The organism is Actinorhabdospora filicis, assembly GCF_030269765.1.
In the GTDB taxonomy this organism is placed as follows: domain Bacteria; phylum Actinomycetota; class Actinomycetes; order Mycobacteriales; family Micromonosporaceae; genus Actinorhabdospora; species Actinorhabdospora filicis.
The window spans coordinates 2,191,851-2,207,848 of the sequence record NZ_BSTX01000001.1; the positions used below are offsets into that span (position 1 = coordinate 2,191,851).

General features: G+C 71.1%; 19 protein-coding genes. 15 read left to right on the forward strand and 4 right to left on the reverse strand.

The genetic code is table 11. From position 1 onward, the window contains the following. Nucleotides 1-49: 49 nt before the first annotated feature. Entirely contained in the window at nucleotides 50-910 is an 861-nt protein-coding gene (locus QSK10_RS10275; protein ID WP_285662404.1) for an NmrA family NAD(P)-binding protein, read from the forward strand. Here the strand turns inward: QSK10_RS10275 and QSK10_RS10280 are convergent, their stop codons facing one another. Beyond that, complete coding sequence (locus tag QSK10_RS10280; protein ID WP_285662405.1) at nucleotides 911-1,714, reverse strand: DUF3109 family protein; 804 nt, start codon at nucleotides 1,712-1,714, stop codon at nucleotides 911-913. 56 nt (nucleotides 1,715-1,770) lie between these two features. On the opposite strand from QSK10_RS10280, the gene QSK10_RS10285 reads away from it, so the two are divergent. From QSK10_RS10285 to QSK10_RS10335, 11 genes are all read left to right on the forward strand, one after another. After that, nucleotides 1,771-2,700, forward strand: a complete 930-nt coding sequence (locus QSK10_RS10285; RefSeq protein ID WP_285662406.1) for a Ppx/GppA phosphatase family protein — start codon at nucleotides 1,771-1,773, stop codon at nucleotides 2,698-2,700. 32 nt (nucleotides 2,701-2,732) lie between these two features. Beyond that, nucleotides 2,733-2,987, forward strand: coding sequence for a hypothetical protein (locus QSK10_RS10290; protein ID WP_285662407.1), 255 nt, complete (start codon nucleotides 2,733-2,735; stop codon nucleotides 2,985-2,987). 54 nt (nucleotides 2,988-3,041) lie between these two features. Further along, complete coding sequence (locus tag QSK10_RS10295) at nucleotides 3,042-3,269, forward strand: hypothetical protein (protein ID WP_285662408.1); 228 nt, start codon at nucleotides 3,042-3,044, stop codon at nucleotides 3,267-3,269. Continuing rightward, nucleotides 3,262-3,495: a hypothetical protein gene (locus tag QSK10_RS10300; protein WP_285662409.1), complete on the forward strand. Its 234-nt coding sequence runs from the start codon at nucleotides 3,262-3,264 to the stop codon at nucleotides 3,493-3,495. The genes QSK10_RS10295 and QSK10_RS10300 overlap by 8 nt, the downstream gene beginning before the upstream one ends. A gap of 65 nt (nucleotides 3,496-3,560) precedes the next feature. Further along, the gene (locus QSK10_RS10305) at nucleotides 3,561-4,712 is read left to right on the forward strand and encodes a thiolase family protein (protein ID WP_285662410.1); all 1,152 of its coding nucleotides are present in this window, start codon (nucleotides 3,561-3,563) and stop codon (nucleotides 4,710-4,712) included. Between the two features lie 103 nt (nucleotides 4,713-4,815). Then, nucleotides 4,816-5,352 carry an NUDIX hydrolase gene (locus tag QSK10_RS10310; RefSeq protein WP_285662953.1) on the forward strand — a complete coding sequence of 179 codons (537 nt, stop codon included), beginning with the start codon at nucleotides 4,816-4,818 and terminating at the stop codon, nucleotides 5,350-5,352. Nucleotides 5,353-5,376: 24 nt separating this feature from the next. Next, a complete protein-coding gene (locus tag QSK10_RS10315; RefSeq protein WP_285662411.1) occupies nucleotides 5,377-5,760 on the forward strand; it encodes a VOC family protein in 384 nt (127 codons plus the stop codon). Nucleotides 5,761-5,816: 56 nt separating this feature from the next. Further along, nucleotides 5,817-6,701 (forward strand): phosphotransferase, encoded by an 885-nt coding sequence (locus tag QSK10_RS10320; RefSeq protein WP_285662412.1) that lies wholly within the window; start codon nucleotides 5,817-5,819, stop codon nucleotides 6,699-6,701. A gap of 86 nt (nucleotides 6,702-6,787) precedes the next feature. After that, on the forward strand, nucleotides 6,788-7,537 hold the full coding sequence (locus QSK10_RS10325) for a phosphoglyceromutase (RefSeq protein ID WP_349497678.1): 750 nt from the start codon (nucleotides 6,788-6,790) through the stop codon (nucleotides 7,535-7,537). A 60-nt stretch (nucleotides 7,538-7,597) separates the two neighbouring features. Further along, nucleotides 7,598-8,761, forward strand: a complete 1,164-nt coding sequence (locus tag QSK10_RS10330) for a sensor histidine kinase (RefSeq protein WP_285662413.1) — start codon at nucleotides 7,598-7,600, stop codon at nucleotides 8,759-8,761. A 58-nt stretch (nucleotides 8,762-8,819) separates the two neighbouring features. Continuing rightward, nucleotides 8,820-9,500 (forward strand): response regulator transcription factor, encoded by a 681-nt coding sequence (locus tag QSK10_RS10335; protein WP_285662414.1) that lies wholly within the window; start codon nucleotides 8,820-8,822, stop codon nucleotides 9,498-9,500. A 659-nt stretch (nucleotides 9,501-10,159) separates the two neighbouring features. Here QSK10_RS10335 and QSK10_RS10340 read toward each other — a convergent pair. Then, nucleotides 10,160-10,942 carry a DUF1684 domain-containing protein gene (locus QSK10_RS10340; protein WP_285662415.1) on the reverse strand — a complete coding sequence of 261 codons (783 nt, stop codon included), beginning with the start codon at nucleotides 10,940-10,942 and terminating at the stop codon, nucleotides 10,160-10,162. A gap of 46 nt (nucleotides 10,943-10,988) precedes the next feature. Further along, nucleotides 10,989-11,744 (reverse strand): site-2 protease family protein, encoded by a 756-nt coding sequence (locus QSK10_RS10345; protein WP_285662416.1) that lies wholly within the window; start codon nucleotides 11,742-11,744, stop codon nucleotides 10,989-10,991. 63 nt (nucleotides 11,745-11,807) lie between these two features. Between QSK10_RS10345 and QSK10_RS10350 the strand changes: the two genes are divergently transcribed. The 3 genes from QSK10_RS10350 to QSK10_RS10360 all read left to right on the forward strand — a co-directional run bounded on the left by QSK10_RS10350 (nucleotide 11,808) and on the right by QSK10_RS10360 (nucleotide 14,646). Next, on the forward strand, nucleotides 11,808-12,971 hold the full coding sequence (locus QSK10_RS10350) for a sensor histidine kinase (protein WP_285662417.1): 1,164 nt from the start codon (nucleotides 11,808-11,810) through the stop codon (nucleotides 12,969-12,971). After that, entirely contained in the window at nucleotides 12,968-13,636 is a 669-nt protein-coding gene (locus QSK10_RS10355; RefSeq protein ID WP_285662418.1) for a response regulator, read from the forward strand. Before QSK10_RS10350 ends, QSK10_RS10355 begins: the two co-directional genes overlap by 4 nt. A gap of 272 nt (nucleotides 13,637-13,908) precedes the next feature. Beyond that, on the forward strand, nucleotides 13,909-14,646 hold the full coding sequence (locus tag QSK10_RS10360; protein ID WP_285662419.1) for a hypothetical protein: 738 nt from the start codon (nucleotides 13,909-13,911) through the stop codon (nucleotides 14,644-14,646). A 54-nt stretch (nucleotides 14,647-14,700) separates the two neighbouring features. Here QSK10_RS10360 and QSK10_RS10365 read toward each other — a convergent pair whose 3' ends face one another. Further along, complete coding sequence (locus tag QSK10_RS10365) at nucleotides 14,701-15,465, reverse strand: class I SAM-dependent methyltransferase (RefSeq protein WP_285662420.1); 765 nt, start codon at nucleotides 15,463-15,465, stop codon at nucleotides 14,701-14,703. Nucleotides 15,466-15,998 lie beyond the last annotated feature (533 nt).

A 15,998-nucleotide genomic window follows, 5' to 3' on the forward strand; every position in this document is an offset into this window, starting at 1 on the left:
CTCCTCTAAATACTTGCGCGACGCAGACAATCCCTGTTAGTTTAGCTGCATGACGCAGTCAATTTACGCCGTTACCGGCGCCACCGGCGCCCAGGGCGGCGCCACCGCCCGCTCGCTCCTCGCCGCCGGGCACGCCGTCCGCGCCCTCACCCGCCACACCGATTCCCCCGCCGCGGCCGCGCTGCGCGAGCTCGGCGCCGAGGTCGTCCACGCCGACTTCGACGACGCCGCCTCTCTCGATCCCGCCCTCACCGGTGCCACCGGCCTGTTCGCCATGGGCACGCCCTTCGGCACCGATCTGGACACCGAGATCCGCCAGGGCCGCGTGCTCTTCGCCGCCGCGAAGGCCGCCGGCGTCGCGCACGTCGTCTACACCTCGGCGACCAACGCCGACCGCGCCACCGGCATCCCGCACTTCGACACCAAGGCCGTGCTGGAGCGCGAACTGGCCGAGCTCGGTCCGCGGTGGACCGTCATCGCGCCCGCCGCGTTCCTGGACAACTGGACCTCCGGCTGGAGCATGGACGGCCTGCGCGCGGGCGTGTTCGCCCTGCCCATGCCCACCGACCTGCCCCTGGCCGTGATCACCGCCGCCGACATCGGCGCCTTCGCCGCGCTGTGCCTGACGCGTCCCGATCACTTCGCCGGGCGGCGGATCGACATCGCCTCCGACGAGGTCCCGACCTCGCGCATCGCGCGGGCCATCGCCACCGCGTCCGGCTGGGACATCGCCACCGAGCGGGTGCCGCTGGACGTCGTCGAGCGCTACTCCACCGACCTGGCCGCCATGTTCGGCTACTTCACCGAGACCGGCCTCGACGTCGACGTCGCCGCTCTGCGCGCCGCCTACCCCGAGGTCGGCTGGCACACGGTGGACGACTGGGCGTCCACCGTCGCCTGGACCCGCTAGCTAAATCCCGTTCGGCGCGTTGCGGGCGGTCGCCGGGTGGACCGCGATCAGCCCCGACTTGCGGCGCGCCGCGCACAGCTCCGCCAGCCGCCCGTAGGCCGCCGCGCCCAGCAGCTCGGTGAGCTCCGGGGCGTAGGACTCGTACACGGCGACCTTCGAGGCGTGCGCCTCCGGCGCCGACGTGCACCACCAGTGCAGGTCGTGCCCGCCCTCGCCCCAGCCGCGCCGGTCGAACTCCGAGATCACCACGACCTGCCGCTCGGTCCCGTCGGCGTGGCGCAGCTTCTCGTAGTCGCGCTTGATCGGCAGCTGCCAGCACACGTCCGGCTTGTACTCCAGGGGATGCACGCCGTCCCGGATCGCCTGCGCGTGCAGCGCGCAGCCGTGGCCGCCAGCGAAACCCGGGCGGTTGTGGAAGACGCAGGCACCGTCCACCGTCGCCGTGCGCAGCGCCGGTTCGGGCTCGCCGTTCTCGCCGTCCAGCTCGTCCTCGGCGGTGGCCTCACGGAAGGTCTGCTGGAAGTGCTGCCAGGTCTCGGGGGTCAGCCGCCGCGCCGCCTTCCGCACCCGGCGCACGTCATCGGCGTCGGTGAAGAACGCGCCATGGGTGCAGCACCCGTCCACGGCCCGGCCCGCGTTGATGCCGTGGCAACCGGCGCCGAAGATGCAACTCCACCCGGAGAGCAGCCAGGTGAGGTCGGCGCGGATCAGCACGTCGGAATCTTCGGGATCGAGGAACTCGATCCACTCACGCGGGAAATCGAGGGCGACCTCGTTCTGGCGCGGATTGTCCGCAACTGTCACCGGTCAAGCGTACGTGCCGAAACGGCCACCGGCGATCAGCCGGTAGCGTGGCGTTCATGAGGCTAGGGGTCCTTGACGTCGGATCGAACACGGTCCACCTGCTCGTGGTCGACGCATATCGCGGCGGCCACCCCTGGCCGCTGCACTCGGAGAAGTCGGCGCTGCGGCTGGCCGAGCGCCTCGAACCCGACGGCAGCATCGCCGCCTCCGCCGTGGACGACCTGGTCCGCGCCGTGGACACCGCCCAGAAATCGGCCCGCGACCTGGGCACCGAAGGGCTCATCACCCTGGCCACCTCGGCGGTGCGCGACGCGTCCAACGGCGAGGAGGTCCTCGCCCGCGTCCACGCCGAGACCGGCATCGAGCTCCAGGTCCTGTCCGGTGAGGACGAGGCCCGGCTGACGTTCCTGGCGGTGCGCCGCTGGTTCGGCTGGTCGGCGGGCAAGCTCCTCGTCCTCGACATCGGCGGCGGCTCCCTCGAAATCGCCGCCGGCGTCGACGAACTGCCCGACGTGGCGGTGTCGATGCCGCTGGGCGCCGGTCGCCTCACCCGCGACTGGCTCGGCGAGGACCCGCCCACCGACGCCGGCGTCGAGCGCCTCACCGACTACGTCACCGACCGCCTCAACGAGGCCGCCGCGACCGTCACCAAACTCGCGCCCTTCGACCGCGTCGTCGCCACCTCCAAGACCTTCCGGACCCTCGCCCGCCTGTCGGGCGCCGCGCCCTCCGGCGCCGGGCTGCGCGTCCCCCGGTCCCTGTCGCTGACCGGGCTGCACCAGACCCTCGGCTTCGTCCGCCGCCTGCCCTCCACCGCACTCGCCGAACTGGACGGCGTCAGCCCCCGCCGCGCCCACCAGCTCGTCGCGGGCGCGGTCGTCGCCGAGAGCACGATGTGGCGGCTCGGCGTCCGCGAGCTCGACATCTGCCCGTGGGCGCTGCGGGAGGGCGTCATCCTGCGGTACCTGGACCAGTTGGGGGAGTAGCGAACCGGTCCCCTCGCTGCCACGATGAGGGCATGCCCGACACCGGCCCCGCCCTCGACACACCCTTCGCCCCCGGCGTCGCCGCCGTCATCTTCGTCCTCGGCGGCCTGTCCACCGCCGCCGTCCTCGTCTGGGTCGCCGTCAACCCCGACTTCTTCATCGCCCGCACGGCCTGGCGCGGGACGCCCGAGTACGCCGCCAAACGCGCACTCTGGCGCGTCGCCGGGCTCGCCGGAGCCGCCGTCGTCCTCGTCGTCTGCGGGCTGCTGGCGGCGCTCACCTGGTGATCCACCGCCCCTCACGGGGCAGCGCGAACCCGTCTCCGCTGTCACCATGGGCGCATGCCCTTAGCCGCCACCGGATCCCCGCCACCCGGCATGCACTTCTTCGTCATCGCCATCATCGTCTTCGCGGCGGCCACCGCGATCTGGCCGCGCCCGTTCACGCGCGGCACCCAGACCGACGACGAGGACGTGTGGGCGCGGCGGCGCGCGTTCACCCGCGTGATCGGCGTCGTCATGGTCGTCTTCTGGACGGGCGTCGAGATCATGGTGATCCGCAGTGGTTGACGACTTCCTCGACGCCAACCCGTGGTGCGTGCACGTCCTGCTGGTCGGCGCGCTGATCATCGGCCTGGCCGGGATCGTCTGGCCGGAGAAGTACGTGCGCGACCGCGACTGGTCCACCGACGCCGAGCTGGCCGAGCGGACCGCGCGCAGCCGCTGGTCGTGCGTCGCGCTCACGATCGTCGCGCTGGCCGTCGAGCTCATCCTGATCGCCAATGGCGGATGGTGAACCCGGCCGTCCGCACGTGACATCACCCACTCCCATCACCCTCCGCCGCCCGATAGATTCGACGCGTGGACGCTTACCTCATCGACGCGGTACGCACGCCCTTCGGCAAGTTCCGGGGCGGGCTGGCCTCCGTGCGCACCGACGACCTGGCCGCGCTGCCGATCACCGAGCTGATCGCGCGCAACCCGGCGCTCGACCCGGCCGAGATCGACGACGTGCTGCTCGGCGACGCCAACGGCGCCGGTGAGGACAACCGGAACGTCGCGCGCATGGCCGCGCTGCTGGCGGGCCTGCCGCAGACCGTCCCCGGCGTGACGATCAACCGCCTGTGCGCCTCGGGCGCCGAGGCGATGGTGCAGGGCGCGCGGGCGGTGGCCGCGGGCGACGCCCGCTACGTCGTCGCCGGTGGTGTGGAGAGCATGAGCCGCGCGCCGTTCGTCATCCCCAAGCCCGACGAGGCGCTGCCGCGCGCGATGGAGATGTACCCGACGCACCTGGGCTGGCGCATGGTCAACCCGAAGTTCCCCGGCGAGTGGACGCAGAGCCTGGGCGCCTGCGCCGAGAACATCGCCACCGAGCTGGGCATCGGCCGCGCCGAGCAGGACGAGTGGGCCCTGCGCTCACACTCCCTCGCCGCCGCCGCGTGGGACAAGGACCTGCACGAGCCCTACGTCTTCCCCGTCGAGGGCGTGTACCGCGACGAGTCGGTGCGCGCCGACACGTCCCTGGCGAAACTCGCGGGCCTCAAACCCGCCTTCACCAAGGGCGGCACGGTCACCGCGGGCAACTCCTCACCGATCAACGACGGCGCGGCGGCCGTCCTCATCGGACCCGCCACGCCCGGCGCGATGGGCCGCGTCCTGGGCTCGGCCACCGTCGGCGTGTCGCCCGAGCGGTTCTCGATCGCGCCCGTGGACGCCGTCGCCAAGCTCCTCTCGCGGCTCGGCAAGACCCACGCCGACATCGACCTGTGGGAGATCAACGAGGCCTTCGCCGCGATGGTCCTGTCGAACCTGAAGCTGATGCCCGGCATCGACCGCGACAAGGTCAACGTCAATGGCGGCGCCATCGCCTACGGCCACCCCCTGGGCGCCTCGGCGGTCCGCGTCGTCATCGACCTGTGCGCCGAGCTGCGCCGCCGGGGCGGCGGCGTGGGCGTGGCCGCGGCCTGCATCGGCGTCGGCCAGGGCATCGCCGTGGCGGTCCGCGTTGACTGACTTCCCCTCCGGCCCGCGCGGTGACGTGCGGGCCCTCCCGCCCGCCTTCGCCGAGCACGCCCGCCGCTTCTACGCCGAGGGCGGCACGCCCGTCGCCCCGCGCATGGCCGCCACCGTCCTGCTGCTGCGGAACACCCCCGAACTGGAGGTGTTCATGATCCGCCGCGCGGCGACCATGGCCTTCGCCGGCGGCCTGTACGCGTTCCCCGGCGGCCGCGCCGAGGAACGCGACGCCGGCATCGAGGACACCGCCGCGCGCGAACTGGCCGAGGAGACCGGCGTGACCGGCGCCGAGCTGCGCGCCTGGTCCCGCTGGGTGACCCCGGAGTTCGAGCCGCGCCGCTACGACACGTGGTTCTACGTGGCGGCCCTGCCCGGCGGGCAGTCCCCGGCGAACCTGGGCACCGAAGCCGAGCGCGTGCACTGGCTGCGCCCGTCACAGGCCCTGGAGACGCACGCCGGGGCGATGCTCCCGCCGACCGCCGTCACCCTCGCCGAGCTGGCCGGGCACGCCTCCGCCGAGGCCGTGCTGACCGCCGCGCTGGGCCGCGACCTCGCGCCGATCCTGCCGCGGGTGATCCTGGACGAGCGGCCGCGCATGGCCATCCCCGGCGACGCCGACTACGCCGAGGCGCTCTGAAGCCGCCCGGCTAGGGTCAAGATCATGATCGGACGCCTCTTCTCCCTCGTCATCGACTGCCCCGACCCCTCCGAACTGGCCGGTTTCTACGAGAGCCTGCTGTCGATGCCGCGCGTGGAGGACTCGCCCGACTACGTGGTCCTGGCCGATCCGGCCGGCACCCAGATGGTGACCTTCCAGCGCGTCGGCGACTACCGGCCGCCGAGCTGGCGCGACCCCGAGCGCCCGGCGCGGGCCCACGTCGACGTGCTCGTCGGCGACCTGGACGTGGCGCAGGAGCAGGTCCTCGCCCTGGGCGCCACCCTGCTCGAAGGCTCCGACAAGCCCGTCGGCTACCGCGTGTACGCCGACCCCGTCGGGCACCCCTTCTGCCTCATCACCCAGGAGAGCATCGTCCCCGGCGCCTAAAGGCCCCGCCCCTAAAACCATTGCCCCGCCCGGGACGCCCCGCCGATACTCGCGCGGTGATCACCTTCGCCGACGACGCCGACTACCGGGCCCACCGCGCCGACATCGCCGTGTGGGGACCGCTCGCCGCGACGATCCTGCGGCGCGAGCCGGACGCGGCGGCCTTCTGCGCGCCGGGCGCGTCCTACCCGACGGTCCTCTGGGACGACGTCGTCGTGAAGTTCTACGGCCACGCCGGACGCTGGCGCGAGGCCTGCGACGCCGAGCTGCGCGCCTACCGCCACCTCGGCCGCGACCCGGGGATCGGCGCGCCCCGGCTCCTGGCCAGCGGCACCGCCGGGGGCTGGCCGTACCTCGTCCTCACCCGCCTGCCGGGCGCCACCTGGTCGGCCGCCCGCATGGACGCCGCCACCCGCCTGACCGCCGCGGCGTCCCTCGGCGAGCGCGTCGGCCGCCTGCACCGCCTCCCGGTGGACCTGCCCGCGCACGAGGAGCCCTGGGACGCCGCCGCGTTCGGCGATTCAAAGCTTCCGGCGGCCCTGGTCGCGCGGGCGCCGGAGTTCATCGCGCGGCACGCCGGCGCCGATCACGTCTTCGCCAACACCGACCTGTTCGAGGGCAACATCCTCGTCGCCGGCGGCCGGGTCACCGGTCTCCTCGACTGGGGCGACGCGATGGTCACCGACCGGCACACCGAGCTGGCGAAGATCCACCTGTCGGTCTTCGGCGCCGACAAGGCGCTGCTGCGGATCTTCCTGGACGCCGCCGACTGGCCCGTCGAGGCTGATTTCGCCCGCCGCGCCCTCGCGCACGCCCTGATCCGGCAGGTCACCGGCATCGCCCGGCACGGGTCCGGCTTCGACAACTTCTACCTGGTGCCGGGGCTGTGGCCGGACGTGGCGAGCCTCGACGAGCTCGCCGAGGCCGCCTTCGGACTGTAGAGACGCAGGTCACATCCCGTCGATGGGTGAACGAAAGTTTTCGGCCACGTTCGCGGCCCGTCATCCGCATACGGCAGGATCTAGCCATGAGCGAGATCGGGACCCTGGTGCTCCTCCGTCACGGCGAGAGCGAGTGGAACGCGAAGAACCTGTTCACCGGCTGGGTGGACGTCGACCTCACCGAGAAGGGCCTCGCCGAGGCCGGACGCGGTGGCGCGCTGCTGGCCGAGCACGGCCTGCTGCCCGACGTCGTGCACACCTCGGTGCAGAAGCGCGCGATCCGCACCGCCGAGCTGGCGCTGCACGCCGCCGGGCGGCACTGGATTCCCGTGCGCCGCTCGTGGCGCCTGAACGAGCGTCACTACGGCGCGCTGCAGGGCAAGAACAAGGCCGAGACGCTCGCGCAGTACGGCGAGGAGCAGTTCATGCTGTGGCGCCGCTCCTACGACGTCCCGCCGCCGCCGATCGACCCGGGCGACGAGTTCTCCCAGACCGGTGACCCGCGTTACGCCGATCTGCCCTCGGAGCTGGCGCCGCTGACGGAGTGCCTGAAGGACGTCGGCGTCCGGATGCTGCCGTACTGGTACGACGCGATCGTGCCGGACCTGCGGGCCGGGAAGACGGTGCTGGTCGCCGCGCACGGCAACAGCCTGCGCGCGCTGGTCAAGCACCTGGACGGCATCTCCGACGAGGACATCGCCGGGCTGAACATCCCCACCGGCATGCCGCTGCGCTACGACCTGGACGCCGACCTGAAGCCGGTGGCCAGTTCCTACCTCGACCCGGAGGCCGCCGCCGAGGCCGCCGCCGCCGTCGCCGCGCAGGGCCGCAAGTAACGCCAAGTTAGAGCCAATGGGTGGAGTCACGATGGCGTGACCGGCCCTAATATTCAGCCCGTGAACGAAGCGGACATGCTGGGCCTGGCCGCGCTCCTCGCGGGAATCCTGGTCGGCGGCTCCCTGGTGGCGGTGCTGACCCATAAATCCATGCGCAAGGCGCAGTCCCAGGAAGGTGGTCCGGTCATCGCCGCCAATGTGCCGGGAGAGAAGGTGCTCGCCACTCTGCGCGCCGGGGTGGTGCTCCTCGGTGCGCGTGACGAGCTGGAGTACGCCAACCACGCCGCCAAGACCCTCGGGGTGATCGGGGACGGTCACCTCGACTCCTCGGTCCTGCGCGGCCTGGTCAGTCACGTCCGCCGCAGCGGCAAGAGCCGCGACGCCGAACTGGAGCTGCCCCGCAGGGGGGGTGGCGAACCGACGCACGTCCGCGTCCGGGTCACCAAGCTGCCCGACGACTCGATCGTCATCGAGGCCGAGGACATCACCGAGCTGCACCGCGTCGAACGCGTCCGCCGCGACTTCGTGGCCAACGTCAGCCACGAGCTGAAGACGCCGGTGGGCGCGATGCAGCTGCTGGCCGAGGCCCTGTCCGACGCCGTCGACGACCCCGAGGCCGCCGCCCGTTTCACCGCCCGCATCCAGCACGAGTCGGGACGCATGGCGCGCCTGGTCAGCGAGCTGCTGGAGCTCTCGCGCGTCCAGGGCGCCGAGGCCGCGCCCGAGCCCGTGGACGTCGACGTCGACCGCGTCGTCCTGGAGGCCCTCGACCGCGCCCGCACCGGTGCCGCCGCCAAGAACATCTTCATCAAGGTGATCGGCGAGCGCGGCCTGGTCTCCTGGGGTTCGGAGGCGCAGCTGGCGATGGCGGTCGGCAACCTGATCGACAACGCGATCAACTACAGCCCCGCCGACACCACCGTGACGGTGGAGACGGCCGCGAAGGGCCGGGAGCTGTCGATCACGGTGACCGATCAGGGCATCGGCATCGCCGAGGCCGACCTGGACCGGATCTTCGAGCGCTTCTACCGCGCCGACCCCGCGCGCTCCCGCGCCACCGGCGGCACCGGCCTGGGCCTGGCGATCGTGAAGCATATTGCGGGGAATCACGGGGGTAAGGTCAATGTGACCAGTACGCCCGGTACTGGCTCTACGTTCACCTTGTTGTTGCCCAGCCGTGCGGTGCGATCCGCTGATCGGGCACAAACGCAGGGTGAGATGTAGATGTCTTCGCAGGTCCGGCGGCAGTTGCCGGTTCCTGAGCCGGGCTGAAGGGAAAGTCGTGACCCGCGTACTAGTCGTGGAAGACGAGGAGTCGTTCTCCGACGCCTTGTCGTACATGCTTCGCAAGGAAGGTTTTGAGGTCTCCGTGGCCGCCACCGGGCAGGCCGCCATCAGTGAGTACGAACGTAACGGGGCCGACGTCGTACTGCTCGATCTCATGCTCCCGGAGAAATCCGGCACCGAGGTGTGCCGCGAGCTCCGGGCCACCTCCTCGGTCCCGATCATCATGGTCACCGCCCGCGACAGCGAGATCGACAAGGTCGTCGGCCTGGAGATAGGGGCCGATGACTACGTCACCAAGCCCTACTCCCCTCGCGAACTGGTCGCGCGCATCCGCGCCGTCCTCCGCCGCCACGCCGAGCCCACCGACCCCATGGTCACCGTGCTGGAGGCCGGTCCCGTCCGCATGGACGTCGACCGCCACGTCGTGAGCGTCAAGGGCGACCAGGTCCCCATGCCGCTCAAGGAGTTCGAGCTGCTGGAGATGTTCCTCCGCAACGCCGGCCGGGTCCTGACCCGCGGCCAGCTCATCGACCGCGTCTGGGGCGCCGACTACGTCGGTGACACCAAGACTCTGGACGTGCACGTCAAGCGCCTGCGCTCGAAGGTCGAGGTGGAACCGGGCAAGCCCCGCCACCTGGTCACCGTGCGCGGCCTGGGCTACAAGTTCGAGCCGTAGGCCGAAACGAACGAGCGAGGCGTCACTACCCCGGGGGCGGGGTAGACCAAGGGCCGCGATGGGGGCATCGCGGCCCTTTTGCGTGCGCGGAGAGAGATGGAGAAGAGAAGGAACCAACCCGGGCGAGGTGACCGGCTGGCTACGGGGTCAAAACCCGGGCAACAGACAAGCTCGCTGTTTTAGACCCGGGCACAGTGACTGGCTCGCAACGGGGTCAGAACCCGGGCAACAGACAAGCTCGCTGTTCTAGACCCGGGCACAGTGACTGGCTGGCAACGGGGTCAGAACCCGGGTGGGCACGAGAGCCTGTTGTTTTAGACCCGCACCGAGACGGCCCGCAACCCGCCGACAAACCGCGCCCCCGTGACCAGATCCGCGTGAGCTGTCTCGGGATAGGAGAGGATCCTCCCTCGGTCGGCCGGATGGTTCTTCGAACGAGGGTTCTCGGGGTGTCAAGACACGCTCTACCGTCTTGACACCCCGAGGTTCATCGTTCACCGTCGCAAAGGCCGAGCGGGGGTGGAGCCTCCCGAGGGAGGTCCGGCGTCCAGGGGCCGCACCCCTGGTCGGGTCCTAGGGGTGAAACCCCTGACCAGACGGCGACCCACCACGAAGCGCCAACACGGGGACTAGCCAAGGGCCGATCCGCGAAAAGAGCCCTAAGCGGGGATCTGTTCCCCGGCCTCGATGGCCAGGCTGAGCCGGTTCTCCCACGGCGGCACCGGGCACGTCGAGTACTCGTTGAACGCGCAGGGCAGGTTCCCGGCCCGGTTGAAGTCGAGCAGCACCTTCCCGTCCGCGACCTCCTCGACGTCCAGCCAGCGCGCCGAGGCGTTGGTGGTGACACCGCTGGTGCCGTCCCGGAAGAGCACGTACAGCCCGCCCCCGGAGAACACTGTCAGCGAGTACTCCACGCCGTCCTTGGTGAAGGACGCCGTCCCGGCCGCGCGAGCGTCCTGGTTCAGCCCCTCGATGACCGAGCCGATGACCACCTCGCGCTCGTCGCGCACGAAGTCGGCCTCGATCACCCACTCCGCAGAGGGCGCATACGCGGGCACACCGGTGAACGCCAGCAGCGCCGGCGACTTCGGGTCGCGCACGCGGAACGCGTAATCGCCGCCCCGCTCGATGACCTCGACCACGCGCTCGCCGTGCTTGAGGGAGCCACCGGACGAGGTGTCCACCAGCGGAATGAGCACCGTGCCGTCGACGGGCTCACCGGCGAGCGTGAACCCGTCGGCCGCGGAAGCGGTCAGGGTGACGCCGTCGGGGACGACCTCCCAGGTCCCCGGAACCTCGTCGAAAGAGGCGGGGCCCTCCTCCAGCCAGCTCATCGACGTCAGGCTCAGCGCGCTGTCCGGGCGCCGGAACCGCTCGTCGCGTCCCTCGCGCCACGCCTTCCAGCCGTCCAGTCGCGAAACCACCAGGTCTTCGAAAGCCATGCCCACTCCAAGATCGTCGGTCGGCGGCAAGACTAGCCCCCGGAGGTCACCGCCAGAAGCGGAAGAGCCCGCCGCCGAGTCCCACCAGCTGGAGGGGGACGCCGAGCAGTTCCAGCAGCCAGTACACGAAGTCGAAGAACAGTCCGTTGATCACCGGGTGGAACAGCAGGACGAACACCGCGAGCATCCCGAAGGGCGCGATCTTGGCCGCGTTGCGCGACCATTCGCGCGGCAGCCAGGGTTCGAGGATGCCGAAGCCGTCCAGGCCCGGCACCGGCAGCAGGTTCAGGACGGTGGCGGTCACCTGGAGCATCGCCAGGTACGCGATGGCCGAGAAGAACACCGCGTGCTCGGTGCTCCAGTTGGCCGCCGTCACCGCCAGCGCGACGGCGAAGACGGCGTTGGACAGCGGGCCCATCGCCGACACCAGCGAGTCGATCTTCTTGCTGCGCAGCAGCCCGCGCTGCACCCACACCGCGCCACCGGGCAGGCCGATGCCGCCCAGGACCACGAAGACCAGCGGCAGGACGATCGACAGCAGCGCGTTGGTGTACTTGAGCGGGTTGAGGGTCAGGTACCCCTTCTCCGGGATCGTCCAGTCGCCGCCCTTGTAGGCGGTCAGCGCGTGCCCGAACTCGTGCAGGCACAGCGACACCACCCACCCGGCGACGACGAACAGGAAGACCAGCATCCGCGTGCCGATGTCGACCCCGTCGCTCGCCCACAGGACACCGCCGGTGGCGAGGAAGACCGCCAGCACCGTCAGGAAGATCCAGCTCGGGCGACGGTGGGTGTGATCCATCGGGCAAGAGTAGCTACCGGGGTATGACGACGGGGAGCCCACCGCGCGCGTACCTTGCCTCCCGTGAGGAACCTCTGGCGCGACGCACCACTCCTGCCCGCGAGTACGGGCTTCTGGACGAACGTGCGCAAGGTCGTGCCCTACCCCCTGGCGCTGCTGGTGCTCGTCACCACGATCGCCAGCTACTCCGAGACGAACCGCCCGGAGGCCACCGCCGCGATCGCCGGGCTCCTGGTCGCCGCGCCGGTCCTGCTGATGGGCCGCCACAGCGCCGCAGCGCTGGCCGTGGCCATGTTCGCCGGGTACCTCCTGCGCTACAACGGGCTGTTCACGCTGCTGCGCGACATGACCTGGCCGTGGACGCCGGTGTGGCCCCCGGTGATCCTGGTGGCCGCGTTCGTCTTCGCGCTGCGGCAGCCGGCGTGGATGCTGGTCACCGGGTGGGTGCTGACGCTGCTCATGGTCGCGGTGTGCGTGCGCGCGAACATGCCGGGGATGCTGCTCCTCTTCTCCCTGCCCTTCGGCGTCGGCGGCATCATCGGCCGCAACTTCCGCCTCGGGCAGCGGCTGGCGGTGGAGAAGGAGCGCGGCGGCGTCCTCACCGAACGCGCGCGCATCGCCCGGGAGCTGCACGACGTCGTCGCCCACCACATGTCGATGATCGCGGTGCGCGCCGAGACCGCGCCCTACCGGCTGCCCGAGGTCGGCGAGGACACCCGGGTGGAGTTCACCGAGATCTCGGCCGCCGCGCGGCAGGCGCTCACCGAGATGCGGCTGCTCCTGGGCGTCCTGCGCAGCGACGAGAGCACGCCCCCGCCGACGGCGCCGCAGCCCACCCTCGGCGACCTGCCGGACCTCGTCGCGCAGGCCCGGCACGCCGGCGCGCAGGTCGAGCTGACCGTGGTCACCGGCGAGGTGCCGCAGATCGTGGGCGTCTCCGCCTACCGCATCGTCCAGGAGGCCCTGTCCAACGTCGCCCGGCACGCCCCCGGCGCCGTGGCGACGGTGAACGTGCGCGCCGGGGGCGAGGACCTGCTGGTGAGCGTGGTCAACGGCCCGGGGACGCGTCCCTCGCCCGGCGGCGGCAGCGGGTACGGTCTGCGCGGAGCCGCCGAACGCGCCACCATCCTCGGCGGCGAGCTGAACTCCGGCCCCCGGCCGGGCGGCGGCTGGGTGGTGGAGGCCCGGCTACCGCTGTCCGACCGCTCGGAAAGGACGACAGAGTGATCAAGGTGCTGCTCGTGGACGATCAGGCGATGGTCCGCGAAGGCTTCGGCGCGCTGCTGCGCGCCCAGCCCGACATCATCGTCGTCGCCGACGCCCCCGACGGCGAGGCGGGTGTGACCGCCGCCCGCGAGCACGGGCCCGACGTCGTCCTCATGGACATCCGCATGCCCAAGCTCGACGGGCTGGAGGCGACCCGCCGCATCCTCGACGTCCCGCCGGGCGTGCACCGCCCGAAGGTGCTCATGCTGACCACCTTCGACCTCGACGACTACGTCTTCGAGGCGCTGCGCGCGGGTGCCAGCGGATTCCTGCTGAAGGACGCCCCCGCCGCCGAGCTGGTCAACGCCGTCCGGGTCATCGCCGAGGGGGAGGCGCTGCTGTCGCCCTCGGTGACGCGGCGGCTCATCGCCGACTACACCACCGGCCGCGGCCGCGCCGACCCCGCCAAACGCGTCGTCCTGAACGGCCTCACCCCCCGCGAGACCGACGTCCTGCGCCTGATCGCGCGCGGTTTGAGCAACCAGGAGATCGCCGCCGACCTGGTACTGGCCGAGCAGACCGTCAAGACGCACGTCAGCCGCGTGCTCACCAAGCTCGGGCTGCGCGACCGCGCGCAGGCCGTCGTCTTCGCCTACGAGGCCGGACTGGTGACCCCGGGCGCCTGAGCGGGGCGGCGACGCTTTTTCGGGATGTCAGTGCGATGAGTCACAACGGCACCACAGGCCGGTCGCGGCTGACCGAACGGGTGAAGCGTCCCGGCGGGGTGGCGGACGGCAGGCCCGGCCCCCGGGTTCCTTCCCATCCATAATGGGCATCATCGTGATTAACCGGACTAATCACCCATCTCGCCGATGTCGGGTACGCGCATTGACAGTGTGAGCTCCACCGCATTTTCGGCGGGCTTTTCACCTGCGGAAACGCTCCCTACGTTTGCCCGGTGCGTAAAACCCTGACTCTCCCCACCGCCCTTCGGAACCGAATCCCCACCGCCGGTGGCTTCCTCCGGCAGCACGCGGGACGTCTGGCGCTCACCGGCGCCGTCGCCATCGCCGCCGCGGGGATCGCCTCCCCGGCCTACGCCGGCAACGACGTCTCCACCGCCCGCGAGCTGGCCGCGAAGACCGCTCCCCCCACCCCGGTCGTCGTGAAGAAGCCCGGCACCATCAAGCCCGAGCAGGTCGCCGGGCTGTCCAAGACCCAGATGAAGAACGCCGAGACCATCGTCAAGGTCGGCGAGAAGATGGGCCTTGATGAGCGCGCCCAGACCATCGCGCTCATGACGGCCATGCAGGAGAGCAACCTGCGCAACCTCGCCAGCGACGTCATCCCCGAGTCCTTCGACTACGACAACCAGGGCTCCGGCTCCGACCACGACTCCATCGGGCTGTTCCAGCAGCGCCCGTCCATGGGCTGGGGCTCCGTCGAGGAGATCATGGACCCCGAGTACTCGGCGAAGGCGTTCTACAAGAAGCTCGAAAAGATCGACTACCACGACATGGGCCTCGGCCAGGCCGCCCAGACCGTGCAGGTCTCGGCGTTCCCCGACGCCTACGACAAGCACGAGGACGACGCCGAGGACGTCGTGGACAGCGTCCAGGACGCCATCGACACCTACGCGAAGAAGCTCGCCGAGGCCAAGGAGAAGGCCGAGGCCGCGGGCGTCGAGCTGTCCTAGTCCCTCCCGGTTTCCCAGGCCGCGGCCGGTGCTTTCGAGCACCGGCCGCGGCCTTCACCGTTTCCCGGTCACGACCGCCAGCCCCCGCCGGATCACCGCACCCGGCCGGTGCAGGGCACGCATGCGCTCGCCGAACTCTCTTTGGCGGCTTTTGGGTAGGTCGTCGATGAAGGCGCGGTAGCCGTGGCCCAGGCACCAGCGCCACAGCGCGTCGCCGTCGGGGACCGCGACGGTGAAGTCCACGGCGGTGCTGGTGACGCCGGTGAACCCGGCGGTGGTGAGCGCGTCCACGGGGTCGACGGGCGCGCCCATGCCGCCCTCCGGTGGCAGGTACTCGGCGAACTCTCCGAAGAGGGCGTCCATCTCATGGGCGAGGTTGCCTGGTGCCTCGGTGGTGACCGGCGCGTGTCCCGACATCGCGAAACGGCCGCCGGGGGCCAGCACCCGGTGGGCTTCGGCGACCGCCCTGGCCGGTTCGGGCAGCAGGTGGACGACGAAGGCGGCGCCGACCAGGTCGAAGGACTTTTCGGGTAGGTCGAGCGCCTGCGCGTCGCCGACGAGGGCGCGCGCGGCGGGATGCGCGGCGGCGAGCCCGGCGACCATCGCCGGGGCGGCGTCGACGGCGGTGACTTCGCAGCCGCGGTCCAGGGCGGGGCCGGTGAGGGCGCCGAGTCCGCAGCCCAGGTCCAGGAACCTTGTTTTGGGTGAGGGGTCGAGGACGGCCATGAACTCGCGGCCGGCGGCGGCGAAGAAGGGGAGGACGGTGTCGTAGACGGGGGCGAGGCGGTCGAAGAGGCGCCAGGGGTGGGTGGTGGGCATGGGGGGAGTTTGGCGGAGGGGGGCGTGGGGGGGGTAGGGGTTTTCTCTGCCGCGCGCCTTACCCACCTCTTCCGTCGCCCTCACCCTGAGCCCGTCTCCCCGCGCTTCTCGCCTTCCCCCGCGGATCGTCCCTTGGCTAGTCCCCGTGTTGGCGCTAGTTGACGGTCGCCGTCTGGTCAGGGCTTTCAGCCCTGGGACCCGACCAGGGGTGCGGCCCCTGGACGCCGGACCTCTCTCGGGAGGCTCCACCCGCGTTCGGCCTTTGCGACGGTGAACGAGGAACCCCGGGGTGTCAAGACGGAAGAGCTGTCTTGACACCCCGAGAACCCTCGTTCCAAGAACCCATCCGGCCGACCGAGGGAGGATCCTCTCCTATCCCGAGACAGCTCCCGCGGATCTGGTCACGGGCCCGTGTTGTCTTGCGGCCTGCGGCTTGTCTTCGGCCCGGGTCTAAAACAACAGGCTCTCGACCCCACCCGGGTTCTGACCCCGTTGCCCGCCAGTCACCGTGCCCGGGTCTAAAACAACGAGCT